Source organism: Alphaproteobacteria bacterium (genome assembly GCA_023898725.1).
GTDB lineage: Bacteria > Pseudomonadota > Alphaproteobacteria > JAUHZC01 > JAUHZC01.
Genome location: CP060236.1, coordinates 582,081 through 600,289, shown reverse-complemented (window position 1 = coordinate 600,289; position 18,209 = coordinate 582,081). Strand labels below are relative to the sequence as shown.

Sequence of the window (18,209 nt, the reverse complement as noted above, 5' to 3'; positions counted from 1 at the left end):
GGTAAGGAACAAATAAGATGCTACCAATCACTATTCACAAAAAAAGTGTGCATGAAACTAAGCCATACCAAAAATACACCCCAGCATACCCTTCTTCATCGGGGATACCACTGGATGATGTCCAAGGCAAACCATCCGCATGCGGTATGGTACTTGGGTGTAATATCATTTGTTGAAAGTTCGTTTTTTCCCTTTCCTCCTGATCCTCTTCTCATAGTCATGACCCTCCAGCGCCCCAACTGTGCTTGGTGGTATGCTTGTGTATGCACAGTCACTTCCGTACTTGGTGGGTTCCTGGGATACCTGATTGGATATCTTCTTTACACCTCTGTAGGGGAATCAATTATCACCTTTTATGGACTCGAAGAATCATTCACCAATGCCACAGACAAACTTAATGAGTGGGCCTTTTGGGCAATTGCTGTCAAAGGTATAACCCCCATTCCCTATAAACTTGTAACCATCGCCAGTGGTGTTGCAAAGGTAGACTTACTCACGTTTACGGTGGCGTCAGTTATCGCGCGAGGGGTGCGATTCACTTATGTCACCGTAGGGCTATACTACTTTGGTGACTATGTACGAACAATTCTCGATAGACACCTTGTTGCAATCACGACTATAATGGTTGCGAGTTTATTTCTTGGTTTTGTTATTATCAAATGGCTATTTTAGGAAAAATCCGCACGTACATCCCCTTGTGGATGCGACAAAATTCTTTGAGTGTGGCTGTTCTTACAGGGTTTGCATGGATCATGTTTGTAGGATCAATGCTATCAGAATACCTGTTTAATCTTTTGCCCTGTGAGCTATGTCTCTATCAACGCTATGTGCACTTTGGGATTGGAATTGCAGGGCTACTGTTGGTTCGTCGCAAGGATGCAGGGGCTTTGCTGTTGCTATGTCTTTTGTATATTACGAGCGGGGCTTTGGCAGGCTATCACGTTGGTGTGCAAGAAAAAATATTTTCTATGCCAGCACAGTGTTCGCGCCCCTTACGTGCCCCATCACTAGAAGTCTTGCGCACAAAAATTCTCGATCGCCCCGCTGTGCGCTGTGACCGGCCATCGGTTCTGATTTTTGGGCTTTCATTTGCAGCATACAATGCACTGATCAGTATTGGTTTGGCTTTTTTTGCAGGGATACGATACAGATTTAATGGCTCTTGATTGCATTACCACAGCTCTACAAGAAAAAGAGATGTTGACCCTCATAACACAGTCCCTGGGTATTGTTTTATCCTTTGGATACACTAACGTGCAGACGCAAACACTAGGGAGAAAAATCCATGATGCATAAGAACATTAGACATGCTTATCTTCGAGTGAATCATGCAGGAGAACTTGGTGCTATTCATATCTACAAAGGGCAGCTGGCTGTTCTAAAAGATACGCCTCTACGTGCAATACTTGATGAAATGCATGACCACGAACAAGCACACCTTGACGCTTTCAATGTAATTTTACCTGACGAAGCCGTGCGGCCTTCGGCTCTCACGCCACTATGGAAGTGGGGCGGCTTTGCCTTAGGGATTTGCACTGGTTTTCTGGGAGAAAAAGCAGCGATGGCCTGCACCGTGGCAGTTGAGGAGGTTATCGTGGAGCACTATCAAGAACAGATCGCTCAATTGGATGAATGCGATCCTCTGAGGGAAAAAATTACTGCATTTTGCGCTGAAGAAGAGCAACACCGCCAGGAGGGTATCACGTATGGTGCAGAAACATGGATGGGATTTTACCCCCTCACAGCAATTATCAAAACAGTAACAAGAACGTGCGTCGGAATAGCAAAGCGCCTTTAGCACCCTTCATTTTTTGCATATATAGTACCATTTGATTGCAAGGAACACTCTTGATATTCACTTATATAGTGACAAAATAACACAGGAGAAACTGTTTTTTAAGTAAAAATTCTTAAAATTTAAATTACAATTGACTGAATTTTTTCTAAAAATCACTATAGGTGGATATTATTATGTGTCTAAAAAATGAAAAGTACTATAATCAATAACTTAATCAAAAAGAACAAAGGATTGCTCATGTGTGCCTTGTTTTTATCCGCGGCTTCTGGGGTATTTTCTTCTGATGCTTCTGAAACAAAAATTTTTTACGATGAAACACTTCCTGTACGCCTTAGTTCGGGGCTTGGCGAAAAGGATTGCATATTGCCAGCTGTTGATGGCACATATGAACAAGTGCGAACACTTCGCCTATCAGAAATTATCAAAGATGAGGTCTCCTATAAAGTTGGACGGGCATTTATCATTCCCTATCGCGGAAAATCTGAAGAAATCCATGAACTACGCGTGTCAGATTCAACAATTAACATACTCTATGTTTTGGGTACGAAACCTCTCGTAGCGGAGGATTTTTGCCTTTCTCTTTGGCTTCCAGAAGCAGAGAAAAGCACATCGATATACAACAATCATCGCATTGTTTTTGGGTGGTGTGGCGATAAGGATGCAACGGGAAAGCAAAGAATTCACACCGCTGCTCAGTCGCCTGAAGTGGCTGATTCTGCTCTGGGAAATTTAGTTACCCTCACTGCAATCATTCCTGACTAAGCTGTGTACTTTTCATGTGTGCATAAGAGGAGAGCGCCTGCAAGCGTCCTTGATGCAAATCAATCACCGGTAAGGGGTAGTTATCTCCTAAAGTTACCCCTTTTTTGCGGAGCATTTCAGGAGAAATCTGATGAGGCGTGTGAATTTCTGTGGCACTCAACGATGCTAATTCTGGAACAAATTCCCGAATATAATCCCCCTGGGGATCAAATTTCTGGCTTTGCAGAACAGGATTAAAAACCCGAAAATACGGCGCGGCATCTGCTCCGGATCCTGCCACCCACTGCCATCCTGAGGCGTTACTGGCAGGATCAGCATCCACAAGTGTATCCCAAAACCATTCTTCGCCACACCGCCAATGAATTCTCATGTGCTTTGTCAAGAATGAGGCAACAACCATACGCACCCTGTTGTGCATCCATCCCGTTTGCCACAGTTGCCGCATGCCGGCATCGATGAAAGGTATTCCCGTACGTCCTTGTTGCCAGCACGCAAGCTGTGGGTCTGATGTTTTCCAAGGGAAGTGATCGAAGTGTGGATTGACATTTTTCCAGGAAAGATCAGGCATATGATACAGCAAATGATAGCTAAATTCCCGCCAACCAAGCTCTGCTAAAAATCGCTCCAATGATAAACCACGGCCCTGCTGTGATGCCATCCACCAGCACTGTCGAGGGCTGATAAGCCCAAACCTTAAGTACGGAGAAAGACGCGATGTTCCACGTGGAACATGCGGGAAATTCCGCGCCTGTGCATAATCATTGAGCCCTTGCAAACAAAACTGTTCAAGTTTTGTTTGGGCCGCCTTTTCGCTAACATCCCAGTTTTTAGCGAGTGTGTGAGTCCACGTAGCCTTCATCGGAACGAGACTCAGGTCATCTACAGAGCCTGTGGGAATTTCCCCAAGCCCATCCTGATTGCCCCCCCTTTCACAATCAAAAGGCTGCACACAGGAATCCACGCTTGATAAGCAGGTGCGCCAAAAAGGAGTAAATACTTTAAAGGGACCTGAGGACTTGTTTTTTATTGCCCACGGCTCATACAGCAAAAACCCAGAACGACTGGCAACAGTTATTCCACGCTTGTTGAGTTGCGCTTTAATGGCAATATCCTGTTGAATATCTTTCGGACTATAGCGTCTCCCCCAGAACACTGATGAGATCTGATAATCTTCACATATCTCCGCTAATACCATCTCAGGATTCCCACGTTTGCAAATCAGAGGAATGCGCCGAGTCTGCAACTCATCTTTGAAACTCCGCAGGGCCTTATCGAGAAACCAGGACGCCGCCCCCCCAAGCTTACGCGGAGAAAGACTCTGCGGGCAACTATCATGCGTATCATGGATATAAATACCAATAACTGGCTTTCCTGAGAGAATTGCATCATTCAACGCTTTATTGTCGTTGATACGCAAGTCATTACGAAACCAAACAAGTGCGCGCATGGGACTATCACATAGGTAAAGATACCAACCTTAGTAACGCAAGATCTAGACGTTCTCAATAGATATATCTAGAATATACTGCAAAGAGTGATATAAAAAACCCCCATGGATCAACGCAAACACCCTCTTTCCTATCACCTGATAGAACTTCGTCAGCGATTATTGCGCGTAGGCGGTGTTTTTTGTGTGTCAGCAGCCACTGGATGGTATTTTGCTCCTCAGTTTTTTTATATCTTGCTGTTACCTTTTGCACACACTGTACACCCCAATCAGCTTATCTATACCCACATTACTGAAGCCTTTACAACCTACATGCGTATCGGGATAAACATCGGCGCACTGATTACAACACCCTATGCACTGAATAGTTTATGGGGATTTATGGCCCCAGGATTGCGAATCCATGAGGCACGAACCTTGAAGCCACTGTTCTGGCTTACACCTCTTTTGTTCACTATCGGCATGTGTTCTGCCTATTTTATTGTTCTTCCCCAAGCCTTTTCTTTTTTTGCAGGGTTCCAAGAAACACTGCAGATTAGTCAAAGCCCTATTCGTCTTGAACTCATCGCCCGCATGGAAAGCTATCTTGATATTACACTTCAAATTATGTTTGCTTTTGGTTTGGCGTTTCAAATTCCAGTAGTAATGTATGTAGTGGTAATATTAGGAATTATAACCCCTCAACACTTTCGTATATACCGGCGTTTGGCTGCTCTTATAATTTTGATTCTTTCAGCAGCACTCACACCACCTGATGTAATGAGTATGGTTGTCCTTGCCATTCCTGTCTACGCCCTGTACGAAGGAACTATTATTATCATTGCACGTCAAATAAAACGGAAACAGAAACATGCATGACATTCGCACCATTCGTGAAAACCCAGGAACTTTCGACGCGGAAATGGAACGCAGGGGGATAGCACCCGTCGCAGCGGATATTCTTTCCCACGATCAAAAACATCGGGCATTATTAACGCATGCCCAAGATCTTCAAGCCGAGCGTAATACTATCGCCAAAGAAATTGGCCGGCGTAAAGCTGCCGGAGATGAGGCTGATGCGCTCGTTGCCCGCGCCAATGTCATCAAGGACACATTGCCTGCCATCCAACAAGAGAGTGAAAAACAAGCAGCAGTACTCCACGACATGCTTGCCCGCCTACCAAATGTCCTGAGCGATACCGTGCCCGCTGGAAACTCTGATACGGATAATGTCTGTATCCGCACATGGGGAGAGCCCAAGAAATTTACTTTTACTCCTCGGTCACATGTCGTCCTGGGTGAGGCAAGCGGCGCAATAGATTTCTCTTCTGCGCGCGCAATGTCTGGAGCACGCTTTGTGATACTGCGGGGTGACCTCGCCCTTCTCGAGCGTGCTTTGATCAATTTTATGATTGATCACCATATTTATGAATATGGGTATACAGAAATTAGCCCTCCTTATCTGGTCCGCCCAGAGGCCTTGTTCGGCACCGGACAGTTACCCAAATTTGCTGATGATCAGTTTCTAACGACAACAGGCCATTACCTGATTCCCACAGGAGAAGTTCCTTTGACAAACTTACTGAGAGACCAAATCGTTGACGAGAGCACATTACCCCAGCGGTATGTTGCTCATACGCCCTGTTTTCGTCAGGAGGCAGGCTCTGCGGGAAAAGACACCCATGGCATGATTCGTCAGCACCAGTTTCATAAAGTTGAGCTTGTTTCCCTTGTAACCCCGGAAGAAAGCATCAATGAACACGAACGCATGACCCAATCGGCGGAAACACTGTTGCAGCAACTTGGTCTTTCCTACCGCGTGATGATTCTTTGTGCGGGGGATACAGGAGGCACCGCACACAAAACGTATGACCTTGAGGTATGGCTTCCAAGTGAAAACCGCTACCGAGAGATATCAAGTTGTTCCATATGCACGGACTATCAAGCCCGTCGGATGAACGCACGCTACAAAACCTTTGAAGGAAAGAATGCTTTTGTACACACACTCAATGGCTCAGGCTTGGCGGTAGGCCGTACGCTTGTCGCCATTCTTGAGAACTTTCAAGACGAGGAGGGCAATATCCACCTCCCAGAAATTTTACACCCCTACACACGGAAGCCTATTTTATATGCGAAAAAGAATCATGCCGATCGTTAGAATCTTTTCTTTTTGTTTGTATTTTTTTTGTATACCCATGTTCTGTGGGGGGTGTGCCCGTGACGATGGAGGGGCTCCGGTAGAAATCTGCCCTGGGCGGGCCAAACACCAAATGACCCACTCCGTGAATGAGCCCACACACAACGAAGATGCACAGATGAGAGTATCTTCAGATATTTCTAAGAGTACCACATCTCCTGCGGACGCATTAAAATCACACACAGAAACCCCTGTAATATCTGCAAAATTTGCCTATCCTCTTGAAAAATCCATCTACGCAGGAGCGTCCAAAGTTTTTACTACTGATGGTGTTCTGATTACTATACCTAAAGGAACACCTTTTATCGCCATTGAAAGTGGGGCTGTCATTTACGCAGGATCAGATCCCGAGCTTGGGAATACTGTTATTATTCGACACGCCAATGAATGGATCAGTGTCTATTCTCATGCATCCACAGTCAGTGTATCAACTGGGAGTCTTGTGAAAAAAGGACAGATTCTTGGAAAATCAGGGCAAACAGGGAAAGCCAAACGCCCGCAACTACATTTGGAGATTCGCCATAACAATCACATTATTTCGCCTAAAAACATTTATAGAGAATGAGTATATTTATACTGTATTATAAATTTATTATTTATATTTACTTATAATTATATATGTGGTATATTATTCTGAGGTATTTTGGAAAAATGTCAATATGGAATGGGATAAGCTTAAAACATTTTATCATGTCACGCGATCAAACAGCTTCACAAAAGCTGCAGAGCTGATCAACCTCACGCAATCTGCCGTCAGCCGTCAAATAATTACGCTTGAAGAGCAGGCCGGCGTCAGTCTTTTTGTTCGCACAAAACGTGGACTAGTATTGACAAAAGAAGGAGAGATACTCTTTGGCTGTGTACAGCGCATGTATAACCAAGCAGAGCGTGCCCGATCAACTATTCACCAAAGCAATGAACCAAAAGGTCAGTTGCGCGTAGCTATTACAACAGGATTTTTCACTGGGTACTTTGCTCCGCTTCTGGATGGATTCTTAAAGCAATATCCTGATATTCACCTTTCAATTGAGTCGCGTAACAATTCTCCCGATTGGAATATCCTTGAATTTGATCTGTCAATTAGCCCACTTGTTCAGGATCGTTACAATTTGGTCCACCACCATCTTTTGGCTAATGAAGTTACACTGTATGCATCCCCAGAATATCTTCAAAAGAAAGGAACACCCCGCACCATTCAGGAGTTAGATGGCCATAGTCTGATTTCTTTTGGTATCGAAGGAAATCATCCCTTTCACAAGATGAATTGGCATTTGTATGCAGGTCTGCGCGAAGGAGACAAACGTCAGCCCTACTTTGAGGCAAATAACCCCGAAATTCGAGTGATGATGGCACGCCAACACCATGGTATTGCAACAATATCAGAAGAGCACCCCGATTTACACAACGGAACGCTTGTGCGCGTTCTGCCTGATGTGCAAATGCCCATCGTGCAAACCTATATGATGTACCCTCTTCACATGCAGACATCTGCTTGTGTTCGGGTGTTTCGCGATTACTTTATTGGCAAATTTCGTGAAAAATATGGCAGAAAGTGCTACTCAAATATCGTTAATGAAAAAATTGTTCAAACACAAGAGGAATAGACATTGATTTTTTCCACTGTGCTTTATACAAGTAGAATATAGATTTTATCCTTTTTCATACAGTTGATACTCCAACAAGATTGTTCTGATCTACCTATTGATTCAAATGGAATGATTCCTACGCTGAATGCCATGGGTCACATGTTTGCTCACACTGATCCATTTACCCAGGATTTCATTACTTATGCTATTGCCCACTGCCAGCGCGTTGCTGATATCGGCCCCGCTTTTGGTATCGCAAGCCTGCCTGTTGTAAATGCTGGTGTAGAAACGACCGTGATCGATCTCGATCAGGGACACCTTGATTACATCCAATCACACACAGCCCCTGACATGCGCAAGTTTCTACACAGCTATGTTGGTCATTTCCCACAAACCGTTACTCTGCCACTCAATACATTTGGAGCAATCATTGTTTCTCGTATTCTGCATTTTTTTGACGTGGATAGTATGGTCTTTGCGCTTGCACATCTTTATGATGCGCTTTTACCGGGGGGGCGGCTATATTTTATTTCCACGACCCCCTTTATTAAAATCTATGAAAGCTTTATCCCTGTTTATCTAGCGCGACGCTCAAACCAAGTACAATGGCCTGGGGTGATGAATAATATTCACGAATATGCCCCCCACAGAGCCCATCAGCTTCCTTCATATATTAATCTCATGGACCTTCCTGAAGCAAAATCACTGCTTACACGGCTTGATTTTAAGATTATTCGCTCTGGATACATCCCCTCACCTCACGGGCAATTTGATATTAGCCTTGATGGGCGCGAACATATTGGGATCGTTGCTGAAAAACCTCGTATACAACAGAAAAATAACTTTTAGTAACGCATAAAATACCCTGATGAGGTTGCAATTTTTGGGGTATCTTTATGACGTATTCAAGGAGGAAGCCTCACAGTGATTTTTTTTATACTTTTCTTGACTGACGCGCTTTTATTCTCCCTCTGTGCATCAGCACTTAGTTATGATGACAAAAAAACAGAGGAGGTTGCACAGCTTTTTCAAAAGCGCTCACCCGATTACATCTTGAGAACTGTTCTCCACAGCACCACAAATGCTACACTTGCAAAACGGTACAATCGCTATGCACGCATTTTGCGAGGGACAAGCTATGAAACACTTCTTGATGCGGTGGCGATAAATATTTTCATAGACAAAACACAAGACCCCCAACCACTTGCGTATCAATTAGCCAGCCTTTGCACCTGGGGAGGTTTTTCATTCACTCGTGTTCCAAAGCATAAGGAGAACCCAGATCTCCAAACACTTACGCTATCTGGGATTATGTCGCGCTTAGAAGAAAAAAAAGAACATTATACGGAGATAATACGGCGACTAAAGCCTAAAACAGTCCCCAGAAACAACCTTCTGCGATTTTCTCCGCGTCGCAAAGGAATCGCAAGTGGGGACTTTGCTACAAAATTTTGTGGGGAATTGGCAAACGAAAAACGGTTACCTAAGCGCCTCCGCGATGGAGGGGTAAAACCCCCCAAAAGCGTACACTCTCGTTACGCCGGGAGAAAATTTGATGTTGCACTGGATCGTTATGTGGGCATCCTTGCCCAAGCGCATATGTCGCCCTTCGATGAGTAGAACACCTTATTCATCAAAAGAATCTGCTTCTTGATCTAATGAAGGACGCATACCAAGCGCTGCTTTATAAAGCTCAAGCAGGTGTTCCTGCTCATCGCGCTCATCTTTGTCCATTTTGCGGAGCTTTAAAATCTGACGCAAGGTTTTGACATCAAAACCGTTGTGTTTTGCCTCTGCAAAAACTTCTCGGATGTGCTCAGCCAGCTGGGCTTTTTCCTGTTCAAGTGTTTCAACACGGGCAATCAATTGATTTAAATGATCAGCCGCAATACCGCCGACTTTTGTCATGTACATAATCCTTTTCTTGTGGATAACAACCTAGTAACAAACCACTGTGAGCACAAGAAAAATCTAAGCCTATTTATATTTTACCGCCAAGGATATGGACATGGAAATGCGCAACTTCTTGTCCACCATCGTCGCCATGGTTCATTACTAAACGGTACCCAGACTCCTGCAGCCCCAAGTGATGGGCAACGGTGCGTACAGCGGTAAAAAAGGCAATCACATCAGATGGTGGTTTCGTTACAAAATCATCAAAGGAAATGGCCTCACATTTAGGAATTACCAAAACATGCACGGGGGCTTGGGGGGCAATATCTAGAAAAGCCAGTACATGTTCATCCTCATACACGGGCGTACAAGGGATTTCTCCACGTAAAATTTTTCCAAAAACGTTCTGGGTATCATAGGGCATGCGGTCGCCTATGCCGCATGATCGCGGTCAATGATCTTCTTGTAAAGAATACTCAAACGCTTCACGGCCCACATCCATATAAAAATGCTTCCAATGATCATAATCGCCATAAAGGGCGCGATGATCATTAGGTCTGTGATTGCGAAGATTGCAAGCATAATCCCCGTTAAATATCCTGCAAAAGCCTTGCTAAAACTCATACCGAACACATCGACAGCTGCTTTTCCTTTCGATTTAAGCTCGTCATCCAAGGGAATATAAGCCATTTCTTTCGTCGGGTCAAAAAGCGCGTATTTACAACTTTTACTAAGAAGTTGTTGAATGGCACCAATAATAACAGCTACATATACAGGTGTTAAACCAAAATCATCAATCATATCAGCAACTAAATGCCCCTGAAAAACAAAGAAAAAGAATAAAATCCCCGTACCTAAGAGCACTAGAGGTGTCATAATTGCAGCAACATACCAACTCATGCGCTCCACGATACTTTTCACAAAAGGGATGGTCAGTACTGTTACCAGACCCACAACCGACTGATATTGGCCCATAAAATTGTTGAGGGCTAGAACATCAGGAAACTGGAGCTTCAACTGCGTTTTCCACACCAGCCCAATCAGATTCATCGAAAAGTTATATGAAAAGACCAACACACCAATAAGGCCCAAATATTTAGAGCGCATAATTTCTTTTAAACTTTGACGCACCGAAAGCTTAGGACGCTTTTTGACGACCACTACACTGTCTGCATAAACACGCTCGTGCACAACAAAATGATTGAGAAACCAATATAAAGCATTCGCAGCCAATGCAAAAAAGATAACTGCTGTAAAAATGAAGGTGAAGTGCGCATCACAATCCGCCCCCACCTGCGCTTGCACAGCATAACCGCCAATAATAAGGGCAAAATGTCCTAGAAAAGCAAACATCGCATAAAAACGTTTGGCCTCCTCAATATGCGTCACCTCATTAGCAAACTGCCAAAAAAGGAGTCCAAGAGATACAGATCCCCATAGCTCCGCAAAAACATAGAAAGCCGTATATGTCCAGTTTTCATACAAACTCCATACGTGCTGCAGGTGGGGATACGCCAACTTGAGAGCGTCAATAGTGGCAGCATCTGGCTGAACAAGATTTCTGTTCGGATAAAGGTACGTACTGTAGAGAAAGAAAAAAACAATAAAAACACCCGTAAAAGTATGGAAAAGAGCACCACGCGAAAGGGTATTACAAAGCTTTGAGTAAAGAACTACAAATAACATCGAGACAGGAAGAACAACAAATCCCTTAATGAAGGGAATTACAGACGTCCCCATCGAAGAAATCACTAATGAGTCCTTTGTGTTGCGTAAAACGGTATAATTAAACAGTATGCAAAACATCATTCCAGCCATAGGCAGAAACTTTATAAGCTCATGCCGGCGAATTGGCCATAAAAACTGCCTAATACGGGAAAAAACCTGCTGCAGATCGCGCACGTAATTTACTCTATCGTTATGTTTCACAAAAGCGTGCTTTCGCTTGGAGTGAACATGCAGGATTGCGCCACACTGGTCAAGGAAAAACAGAGCTTCACAAGGATTTTGTCAAATCAGACACGCATACGGGAAACAACATATTTGCCATTGCTTCATTATGTTGTATGTTTCAGCACAGTATGACACACACGCAAGGAAATACTATGGAGTGGCACGGCACAACTATCTTATCCGTACGCAAGGGCAATCAGGTTGTTTTAGCCAGTGATGGTCAGGTTTCGATGGGTAATATGAAAGTCAAATCCAATGCATGCAAGGTACGGCTTCTTTCTGATGGTCACGTAATTGCTGGTTTCGCAGGGGCAACAGCTGATGCTCTGGCTCTTTTTGAAAAGTTAGAAGCAAAGCTTGAGCAGTATCCTCATCAACTCCAACGTGCCTGTGTGGAAATGACCAAAGATTGGCGCACGGATAAATACCTGCGAAAACTTGAGGCCATGATGGCTGTTGCAAACAAAGATGTGTCTCTGATTCTTACTGGAAATGGCGATGTTTTAGAGCCAGATGATGACATAATAGGTATTGGATCAGGAGGACCTTATGCCCTTGCTGCCGCTCGCGCCCTCTATCCCATTGAATCATTGACAGCCGAAGATATCGTTACCCGAGCCATGAAAATAGCTGCTGATATTTGTGTTTTCACAAACAATAACCTTAGCCTTGAAAAGATTTAAACCATGAAAACTGCTCTTACTCCTCAAGAAATTGTTCGTGAGCTTGATCGCCACATTGTTGCTCAAAAAGAAGCAAAGCGGGCAGTGGCTGTTGCCCTCAGAAATCGCTGGCGCCGACAACATGTCGAAACAAGCCTCCAAGAAGAAATTGTTCCTAAAAATATTCTCATGTTGGGCCCTACAGGTGTAGGAAAAACAGAAATTGCGCGGCGCCTTGCAAAACTTGTTAACGCCCCTTTTATTAAGGTTGAAGCCACAAAGTTTACCGAAGTTGGTTACGTTGGCCGTGATGTTGAGCAGATTATTCGTGATCTTTTAGAAACGGCAATTACTATGGTACGCGCTGAGCGCATGGCTGCGGTATCACAGGTAGCCAAAGAAAAAGCCGAGAGTGAGATCCTGAAGGCACTTGTTGGGGTAACGAGTGCTGAAATCACACAAGACGCCTTCCGTAAGGGGCTGGCGGATGGTGGCTTTGAAGATAAAGAGATTGATATTCAGGTCAGTGAAACTCCTAAAAGCCCCCTGGGTATGATGGACCTTCCAGGCGTGCCAGGAGCCCAGATGGGAATGATGAACCTAGGGGATATTCTCAAAGGAATGGGCACACCGCCGAAGAAAAAACGACGCGTAACCGTTGCGCAAGGACGGCGCATTTTGATCGATCAAATCACCGAGGAAATGCTTGATGGGGATGCCATTATCCATGATGCACGCATCCGCGTTGAACAACATGGGATTGTTTTTATCGACGAAATAGACAAAATAACAACGCGCGCTGAGCGTTCCGGCGGAGATGTCAGTCGCGAAGGAGTTCAGCGCGATTTGTTGCCTCTAATTGAGGGAACAGCTGTATCAACAAAACATGGCGTTGTGCGCACAGATCATGTTTTATTTATTACCTCCGGGGCTTTTCACCTCACAAAACCTTCAGATCTTCTTCCTGAATTACAAGGAAGGCTTCCCATTCGCGTAGAATTATCACCATTAAGTGTCGATGACTTTGTTCGCATTTTAACAGAAACGGAGTCCAGTCTTATTGAGCAGTATACAGCCCTCTTGAAAACCGAAAATGTTGCTCTGGAGTTTTCCAAGGATGCTATTCATGAAATTGCAATGATTTCCGTTGAGCTGAACCAACACGTTGAAAATATTGGCGCACGACGTCTCCACACAGTATTGGAGAAACTTCTTGAAGAAATTAATTTCACCGCCAGTGACGTGCAGGGATCAACATACACCATTGATGCAGCATTGGTGCGCACACGGGTAGGTTCTCTAGTCAAGCAAATTGATTTGTCAAAGTTCATTCTCTAAGGGGTCATTTCTTAATGGCATTGCGCATTACTACAGGAAAATGGCGTAACCGTTCGTTGATCATACCTCCTGCAACAATCACACGACCAGCATCCAACCGGGTGCGTGAAGCAATCATCAATATATTGAAGCATACTCCTCGTGTATGTTTTGAAACTCTTGAGGGACTTTTTGTTCTTGATGCCTATGCAGGGTCAGGAGCCGTGGGTTTTGAAATGTTATCTAATGGGGCCTCTCACGTTACATTTTGTGAGAATCATCCCGAGGTTGTGACAATCTTACAGCAGAACACTAAGAACCTTCGCGTAGAAAATAGCACAACTATCTTGGCTGTTGCGTGTCAAATGCTTTGTGTCACACAAACACCTATGGATGTTGTTTTTATTGACCCACCCTACCATCAGGATCAACTTACATCCGCATTGACTCATCTTGTCGCACACGGTTGGATTGGGACGCATACGCGCGTAGTCATTGAACACACGCACGATGAAGAGATCACCTGGACAGACGGGATGCATACCGTATTTAAGCGTTCTTATGGAAAACCCGTGATTCATATCGGGCGGTATCTCGGTTAATAGTCCTGATTGATATACTTTTTATGCATAAGAAAGTTTTGGGAAACAGAGGATTTTTTTCAGAACTACGTGCATAAAAAAAGGGATCCAAAGATCCCTTTTTTACACGCCTTTGTCCGGATTAGAAGTAGATTCCAATACCCACAAGGAACGTATGTGCCTGATTTTTGCGCACAGCCGTAGCGTAATTTTGCTCTTGAGCAAGGTGGAAGTTTTCCTCACTTGTCCGTGAACGGAAATTACCATACTCAAAGAATGTAGCCAAACCATCAGTAATCACATGCTGAAACTGTGCTGTAACGGTATCAGCATGGGATTTCCCAAGATATTGATTATTGCGCAGAGCCGCTGGGCGCCCACCTGGGATCTTTACTGCCGGCGTATACCGTAACGGAGTTGTTCCATTCTTACGTACAAAATGGTGGTAGCCAACGCCAATTTTGTTAGCACCAAAGTTATACCCTAAACCACCAGCATATCCACGCCCGGCGTTACGTCCAGTGAATTCTTTGGCTTCGCCTGATTTACCATTTTCGATGTACTGAACACCTGCCTCAATACCCTTATAGTCAAAACCCGCAGCAAAAACATAAGATTGTATCTTGTGACGGTTAATTAAACCAGGGTTGTATTGGTATGTCCCGGTCTTTATTTGGTTTACTTTCGAGTAGTATGTTCGTGCGGCCCCATTAATCACCGTCGCACCAAGACTAACCTTAGCCCCACTGCTAAGGGTTCTACCCCATGTCAATGATGTTGCCAGGACACTTTTGGACATATTGTTATGATCGGGGTGAATAGGGTCTCTGTGAATATTAGCTGTTGAACTAGAAGTGGGCGCATTACTGTTCATCGTGCCAAATCCCTTTACCGTACTATTCGGGGTATAGGAAAGACCAAGCTGGAAACCGCTTAACACGGGGGAGTTCCACATGATTTTTAGGGCACGACCCACAGAACCTCTTGCATCAAGCTGTACATTATTCACACCGGATGCCAAATTGAACAAAGCATTTTGGTAATCAGAGTTGTCTAAAGGACCCCCTGTACCTGTTTGCGTATCCTTCACTTGATTCGTCGCGCGATACTCCACACCTTTAAAGTTACCAATCTGGAAGTTACCCCATTTCTCCATGTTCCTCAGATAAATGTAGCTATCTTTGACAACGTTATCGCTGTATTTGTCCATGGTTAAGGAAACATTTGCTCCCCATTCCATGCCACCAAACTTTGCTGTGTCGCCTTGCATTTTGAGACCAAAGGCTGTCTCATCCATAGCAACACCAAGATTAGATTTCTTGCCATTGTTTTGAAGCTTTGCATCCTTAGCGTTTTTGGCATGATACATAATTCCTGTAGCCTTACCATAAAGGCGAATGTCCATACCACCATCTTTTTCAGGCTTTGGGGCACCTTGCTTCAACACGTCATTGCTTTTGTTTTTTTGCTTACTTTCGACAGCTTTCTCAGAACCCTGAGGATCAGTTCCCACAAAACCCGGATCCGCATACACGCTTTCAAGCGCCAGTCCTAGTGCAGCTACCTGCATTATCATTTTTTTAAACACATTAATCTCCTTTACGTATTTCATTTACACATAATACATATTATTTTTGGTAGCAAGACTAAGGCGTCTTTTGCATTTATAACATGCGCCTTAATGTGATAAAATTACACCTTAGACACTCCAGGAGACATACAAACTCATGAAAACACCTATTATTGGCATAAGTTTAGACATTGAGACAAATCCAACCTACTCACGGTATCCCTGGTATGCTCTACGGGAAAACTACACAACTTCCTTTATCACGGCAGGTGGGACGACCGTTGCGCTTCCCCATGATATCGCTGCTGTTCCTCATTATTTGGATATATTGTCAGGCATTGTTGTAACGGGTGGAGCATTTGATGTGAACCCAGAGCTTTATGGCGAGCCTTTAACCCCTGCGATTCAAGCACGTCTCAAACCCCTGCGAACAAATTTTGAAATGGCTCTTTTAGAGGGCGCCTTAAAACGGGATATGCCCATTTTGGGTATATGTGGCGGAGAACAGATTCTCAATGTAGTCTTAGGAGGCTCGCTCATTCAACACATCCCGGACCAAGTACCCGACGCTCTTGAGCACTTACAAAACTATGATGCCGCCCATACCGCCCATAAAATCCATATTGCCCCCAATACATTGCTCCATCGTTTGGTTGGGCAAACAACAATTGATGTCAACACCAGTCACCACCAAGCAGTTAAAGGAGTAAGCAACCACACAATTATTTCCGCAAGAGCCCCTGACGGCATTATCGAAGCCATTGAATATCCCAGCCATCCTTTTTGTCTTGGCGTTCAATGGCATCCTGAATTTCACGCAACACCCTACGACAAGCATATTATCGCCGGATTTGTAGCGGCTACACGTGTGTATGCGGGCAACCAATGAAAAAAGAGGCACGAATAGCGAAACTTATTGCGAATGCAGGCATATGCTCACGCAGAGATGCCGAAAAACTCATCCACGCAGGACGCGTTACGCACAACGATGAGACCGTGCGCACCCCCGCATACAACGTCAGTGATGAGAGTGGAATAAAGGTAGATGGGCAGTCTCTCACGCCCCAGACCAAAACTTACCTTTGGAAATACCACAAACCGCGCGGTGTCGTTTCTACCCACAAAGACACCCACGGACGAAAAACAATCCATCAGGATATCCCCCCTGATCTAGGACACATAATGAACGTTGGACGTTTGGATTTAGAGTCGGAGGGCTTAATTCTTTTTACAAACAATGGCGATCTTGCTAAAGAACTCATGCACCCATCAAGCGCAATTGAACGAATATATGATGTAACAGTTCAGGGAGAAATTCCCAAACACATGTGTGAGCACATTCACAAAGGAGTGTGTGTGAAAGGAATGAACTACAAGCCTGCTGTATGCAATATACTCGCCAGCACATCTAACACTCAGAGGATTGTACGGTTTACCTTGACGGAGGGTAAAAACCGTGAAATACGAAATATTCTCAGTTTTTTTAAGCTTCGCGTTCTGAAACTAAAACGCATCAGCTATGGTGGCATAACACTTGCACCCCTCAAACCCCGTGGGTTTATTAGGGTAGGTCCTCAAGAGGGCAACACGCAATTCTATAAAATTTTTCAGAAATACCAAAATAATTTAGCGGAATATTAATATATTTATTATATCGTAACAAATATATATTTTCTAAGAAGGATTTTCTATGAAGAAGAATTTCAGATTTTTTGTAATTTTGTCTATTTGTGCTTACTACAGCACAGATATTTGTGCAGACTGGCTTGAAAGCCTAGCAGCACGCAGTGGTAGGGTCGTTGGTGCCTTTAAAGGGTCATCCTCTGCAGAAAGCACAAACAACGAGCCAGAGGCTGCACCCAAAAATGATATTTTGGGACTCGATAGTGACCTTCTGGGACTCGATAGTGACTTTATGACAGACACAACAAACAAATCATCCGAAAAAATGCAGCAACAGAACGCCTGTAAGCAAAACATGGCACAAACCCAGAAAAGTGCCGACGGATCAAGGCAAGCTGCACAAAACCACATAGCAGCGGCACGCAAGGCCCAGCAAGCCCTCAAGGTTCACACAGTGGCTCATCAGAAGGCTCAACTTATGACAAAAAAACTCGTAGCAGCAGCGCGCAAAGCCCAGAGTGACGAAAAAGCTCTCGCAGAAACCGTTCAGAAGGTACAACTTGTGGTAAATGAACGAATAAAAGCGGCGCGCACGGCCCAGGCTTTAGCAAAGGCACACGCAGACAGAGCCCAAAAAACAAAAGATCTGTGCATAGAAAAGGGATTTGGTGGCACAGCAGTCTCTGAGGACGGAATTGATGATGACATCCTTGCCCTTCTCTCTGGTGACGCCGATGCCAGCGACACTGATGAAAGTGCACTTCTTAGTCCAGACACTGAAGATGAGGTCGCTGAGGAACTTTAACGAAATCTACCAAACAAAAGAGAACAGACAAGAAGC

Annotated in this window: 21 protein-coding genes; 16 read left to right on the top strand and 5 right to left on the bottom strand. The window is 44.3% G+C overall.

Annotated features, from left to right (window positions below; genetic code table 11):
* Positions 1 to 51: 51 nt before the first annotated feature.
* The 4 genes from H6849_02695 to H6849_02680 all read left to right on the top strand — a co-directional run bounded on the left by H6849_02695 (position 52) and on the right by H6849_02680 (position 2,560).
* Positions 52 to 672 carry a DedA family protein gene (locus tag H6849_02695; GenBank protein USO00995.1) on the top strand — a complete coding sequence of 207 codons (621 nt, stop codon included), beginning with the start codon at positions 52 to 54 and terminating at the stop codon, positions 670 to 672.
* Positions 660 to 1,166 carry a disulfide bond formation protein B gene (locus tag H6849_02690; GenBank protein ID USO00994.1) on the top strand — a complete coding sequence of 169 codons (507 nt, stop codon included), beginning with the start codon at positions 660 to 662 and terminating at the stop codon, positions 1,164 to 1,166. The genes H6849_02695 and H6849_02690 overlap by 13 nt, the downstream gene beginning before the upstream one ends.
* A 119-nt stretch (positions 1,167 to 1,285) precedes the next feature.
* Positions 1,286 to 1,798: a demethoxyubiquinone hydroxylase family protein gene (locus H6849_02685; GenBank protein USO00993.1), complete on the top strand. Its 513-nt coding sequence runs from the start codon at positions 1,286 to 1,288 to the stop codon at positions 1,796 to 1,798.
* 186 nt (positions 1,799 to 1,984) lie between these two features.
* On the top strand, positions 1,985 to 2,560 hold the full coding sequence (locus H6849_02680) for a hypothetical protein (GenBank protein USO00992.1): 576 nt from the start codon (positions 1,985 to 1,987) through the stop codon (positions 2,558 to 2,560).
* Here H6849_02680 and H6849_02675 read toward each other — a convergent pair.
* Positions 2,547 to 4,007: a deoxyribodipyrimidine photo-lyase gene (locus H6849_02675; protein USO00991.1), complete on the bottom strand. Its 1,461-nt coding sequence runs from the start codon at positions 4,005 to 4,007 to the stop codon at positions 2,547 to 2,549. The two genes, H6849_02680 and H6849_02675, sit on opposite strands and share 14 nt — an antisense overlap.
* 105 nt (positions 4,008 to 4,112) lie before the next feature.
* On the opposite strand from H6849_02675, the gene tatC reads away from it, so the two are divergent.
* The 6 genes from tatC (at position 4,113) to H6849_02645 (ending at position 9,389) form a co-directional block, all read left to right on the top strand.
* Complete coding sequence (tatC, locus tag H6849_02670) at positions 4,113 to 4,865, top strand: twin-arginine translocase subunit TatC (GenBank protein ID USO00990.1); 753 nt, start codon at positions 4,113 to 4,115, stop codon at positions 4,863 to 4,865.
* On the top strand, positions 4,858 to 6,144 hold the full coding sequence (gene serS / locus H6849_02665; GenBank protein ID USO00989.1) for a serine--tRNA ligase: 1,287 nt from the start codon (positions 4,858 to 4,860) through the stop codon (positions 6,142 to 6,144). The genes tatC and serS overlap by 8 nt, the downstream gene beginning before the upstream one ends.
* 112 nt (positions 6,145 to 6,256) lie before the next feature.
* Entirely contained in the window at positions 6,257 to 6,748 is a 492-nt protein-coding gene (locus H6849_02660; GenBank protein ID USO00988.1) for a M23 family metallopeptidase, read from the top strand.
* Between the two features lie 94 nt (positions 6,749 to 6,842).
* Positions 6,843 to 7,787 (top strand): LysR family transcriptional regulator, encoded by a 945-nt coding sequence (locus H6849_02655; GenBank protein ID USO00987.1) that lies wholly within the window; start codon positions 6,843 to 6,845, stop codon positions 7,785 to 7,787.
* 111 nt (positions 7,788 to 7,898) lie between these two features.
* Complete coding sequence (locus tag H6849_02650) at positions 7,899 to 8,618, top strand: class I SAM-dependent methyltransferase (protein ID USO00986.1); 720 nt, start codon at positions 7,899 to 7,901, stop codon at positions 8,616 to 8,618.
* Between the two features lie 75 nt (positions 8,619 to 8,693).
* On the top strand, positions 8,694 to 9,389 hold the full coding sequence (locus tag H6849_02645; protein ID USO00985.1) for a hypothetical protein: 696 nt from the start codon (positions 8,694 to 8,696) through the stop codon (positions 9,387 to 9,389).
* A 6-nt stretch (positions 9,390 to 9,395) separates the two neighbouring features.
* Here H6849_02645 and H6849_02640 read toward each other — a convergent pair whose 3' ends face one another.
* From H6849_02640 to H6849_02630, 3 genes are all read right to left on the bottom strand, one after another.
* A complete protein-coding gene (locus tag H6849_02640; GenBank protein ID USO00984.1) occupies positions 9,396 to 9,677 on the bottom strand; it encodes a DUF2312 domain-containing protein in 282 nt (93 codons plus the stop codon).
* A gap of 73 nt (positions 9,678 to 9,750) precedes the next feature.
* Positions 9,751 to 10,086 (bottom strand): histidine triad nucleotide-binding protein, encoded by a 336-nt coding sequence (locus tag H6849_02635; GenBank protein USO00983.1) that lies wholly within the window; start codon positions 10,084 to 10,086, stop codon positions 9,751 to 9,753.
* A gap of 8 nt (positions 10,087 to 10,094) precedes the next feature.
* Positions 10,095 to 11,564, bottom strand: coding sequence for an NTP/NDP exchange transporter (locus tag H6849_02630; protein ID USO00982.1), 1,470 nt, complete (start codon positions 11,562 to 11,564; stop codon positions 10,095 to 10,097).
* Between the two features lie 179 nt (positions 11,565 to 11,743).
* On the opposite strand from H6849_02630, the gene hslV reads away from it, so the two are divergent.
* Genes hslV through rsmD form a run of 3 tightly spaced genes read left to right on the top strand, consistent with a single transcriptional unit; the run spans position 11,744 to position 14,196 of the window.
* Positions 11,744 to 12,298, top strand: coding sequence for an ATP-dependent protease subunit HslV (gene hslV / locus H6849_02625; protein USO01909.1), 555 nt, complete (start codon positions 11,744 to 11,746; stop codon positions 12,296 to 12,298).
* Positions 12,299 to 12,301: 3 nt separating this feature from the next.
* The gene (gene hslU / locus H6849_02620; GenBank protein ID USO00981.1) at positions 12,302 to 13,615 is read left to right on the top strand and encodes an ATP-dependent protease ATPase subunit HslU; all 1,314 of its coding nucleotides are present in this window, start codon (positions 12,302 to 12,304) and stop codon (positions 13,613 to 13,615) included.
* 14 nt (positions 13,616 to 13,629) lie between these two features.
* A complete protein-coding gene (gene rsmD, locus H6849_02615) occupies positions 13,630 to 14,196 on the top strand; it encodes a 16S rRNA (guanine(966)-N(2))-methyltransferase RsmD (protein USO00980.1) in 567 nt (188 codons plus the stop codon).
* A 121-nt stretch (positions 14,197 to 14,317) separates the two neighbouring features.
* Here the strand turns inward: rsmD and H6849_02610 are convergent, their stop codons facing one another.
* Positions 14,318 to 15,787 carry a hypothetical protein gene (locus H6849_02610; protein ID USO00979.1) on the bottom strand — a complete coding sequence of 490 codons (1,470 nt, stop codon included), beginning with the start codon at positions 15,785 to 15,787 and terminating at the stop codon, positions 14,318 to 14,320.
* A gap of 115 nt (positions 15,788 to 15,902) precedes the next feature.
* Between H6849_02610 and H6849_02605 the strand changes: the two genes are divergently transcribed.
* From H6849_02605 to H6849_02595, 3 genes are read left to right on the top strand one after another with little or no spacing between them, the layout of a single operon-like run.
* Entirely contained in the window at positions 15,903 to 16,634 is a 732-nt protein-coding gene (locus H6849_02605) for a gamma-glutamyl-gamma-aminobutyrate hydrolase family protein (GenBank protein USO00978.1), read from the top strand.
* Positions 16,631 to 17,386 (top strand): rRNA pseudouridine synthase, encoded by a 756-nt coding sequence (locus H6849_02600; protein USO00977.1) that lies wholly within the window; start codon positions 16,631 to 16,633, stop codon positions 17,384 to 17,386. The genes H6849_02605 and H6849_02600 overlap by 4 nt, the downstream gene beginning before the upstream one ends.
* 49 nt (positions 17,387 to 17,435) lie before the next feature.
* Positions 17,436 to 18,173 (top strand): hypothetical protein, encoded by a 738-nt coding sequence (locus H6849_02595; GenBank protein USO00976.1) that lies wholly within the window; start codon positions 17,436 to 17,438, stop codon positions 18,171 to 18,173.
* The last annotated feature ends 36 nt before the right edge of the window (positions 18,174 to 18,209 follow it).